Origin of the sequence: Faecalibacillus sp. TM498 (genome assembly GCF_020589955.1) — a bacterium.
GTDB classification, from domain to species: Bacteria; Bacillota_I; Bacilli_A; order Erysipelotrichales; family Coprobacillaceae; genus Faecalibacillus; species Faecalibacillus intestinalis.
On record NZ_JAJDKB010000107.1, the window covers coordinates 1 to 1,874 of the forward strand.

The 1,874-nt window shown below is 33.1% G+C and carries 1 protein-coding gene; it reads right to left on the bottom strand.

Annotated elements, in window-relative coordinates:
* Positions 1–78: 78 nt before the first annotated feature.
* Complete coding sequence (locus LJD32_RS14805) at positions 79–1,758, bottom strand: IS1634 family transposase (RefSeq protein ID WP_227392803.1); 1,680 nt, start codon at positions 1,756–1,758, stop codon at positions 79–81.
* Between the last annotated feature and the right edge of the window lie 116 nt (positions 1,759–1,874).

Genomic DNA, 1,874 nt, shown 5'->3' on the forward strand with positions numbered 1-1,874 from the left:
TTTGGTATCCAGCATTAAAATATAGTGATAGTAAAAAAGCAGTAGGAATTCAAGATAGAATCTCTATTGCTTTTTCGTTTAAATCTTATAATTGAATATCTGTCTAATTTGCCGCTCTGTCAAATAGTAATTTGTAAGTGGAAGATTTGTAATCTTTTCGAATTCTTTTATAAATTCACTTGATGGCGTTACATTGATATATTTACTTTCACCTTTGACCACCTTAAAGCTTCTAATGAATTTCATGATTTGATGTGTGCTGTATTGATTATCCAATATCTTAAACTGGAATATTCTTTCTAACAGTACGGCAAGATAACAGATCAGGAAGTGTCCCTTTATGCTGTTTTCTTTTTGAAGAAATACAGGGCGTGCATCTAAATCAGACTTCATTATTCTGAAGGATTCTTCTATCCTCCATAGATTGTGATATGTATTATAGATATCAATATCATCCATATCCTTTTCTGAAGTAACAAGCATATTGTATCCTGCAAACTTTAGCTCTTTTTCAATCATTGATTCGTTTATTGAGGCCTTGGCTTTCTCTCCGTCTTCATCAATGAAATCGACATACTTTCCTAAATCTCCATATTCTGATCGTTTTGCCTGACTGTAACAGAGGTTTCTTGCTTTTTCAATCTGTTTGGCTATTTCATATTTTTTCTTTGAGGCCAGTTTTGGATTATAGGTAACAAGTCTTTTTTCTGTAAAGCAGAGGGTTTTCTTTTTACCATCTATTTCAAAAGTGTATGGAAATTTTTCGACACATGATTTATATCTGTATAACAGTGTGCCATCTCTGCTTCTTACATCCTTCCAATCATCATTATCCAACAGTACCCATGTCTTTTCTTTTTCAGGTAAGGATTTTACTGATTTTGAGAAGAGATAGCCATCTCCGTTTTCTTTGGAAAAGGCGATATTCTGTGCACAGTTCAATCCTTTATCTGCAACATGGATGGTTTTCCCTATGATTTGATTTTTAGCTTTCAGTTTTTTGATGACATTTCTCAGTATGGGCTTTTCACTTTCGTTGCCAGGAAACAGTTCCATGCCAATAGGAATTTGATTTGCATCAAGAAGCAGTCCTAAGCCGACAATGGGATCTTTTCTGTTTTCTTTAGAAGGACCTTTTCTTCTAAAGTCATCTTCTCTGTCTATTTCAAAATAAAAATTACTGCAGTCAAAGTAGGTCTTGGAAGTATTGATATCATAGAATTTCTTTGTCTGTTCATTAAAGATTTCGATAAACTTGCCGTAGTCATTGCCGATGAATTCAAGACCATCAAGAAGCTGATCATAAGAAAAGTGAACGCCGTCTCTTAGTTGAGGAAGGACCTCATGAAAAGTTCTATGCTTACTGCATGGATTAACAAGACGAGCATAGATAAGAGATGAAAGAAGTTCGTAAAGGTCAAACTCAAAAGAATTATGCAGATTGAAATAGTCGACATACTTTTTGATATCCATTTTATTCATCATGGATATGAATGGAAAATATCCAAGATAGAGTTCAGGAGAATGATCGGAAATCTTAAGAGAATTCTTGTTTTTATTATTTTTGTTGAGTTCATCCACTTCTTTTTGAAAATAGGCAATAGGATCATCGATACCTTTGGCTTTCCAAGTTTCAACAGAAGCAAGTGATTTATAGGTGCGATGAGCACCACCATGCTTTTGAGGGGAGTAATAACTTTCAACGATGGAAAGATAGGTACGACCTTTAAGAGTAGATTTTTTAAGGAAAAAAGCCATAGAAACACCTCCAATAATATATCACTACTATCACTATATAAATTATAACATAAAAAATAATATAAAAAAATTAAAAGTATAAAAAAAGCCGATAAAATCGACATATTGAAAGAAAT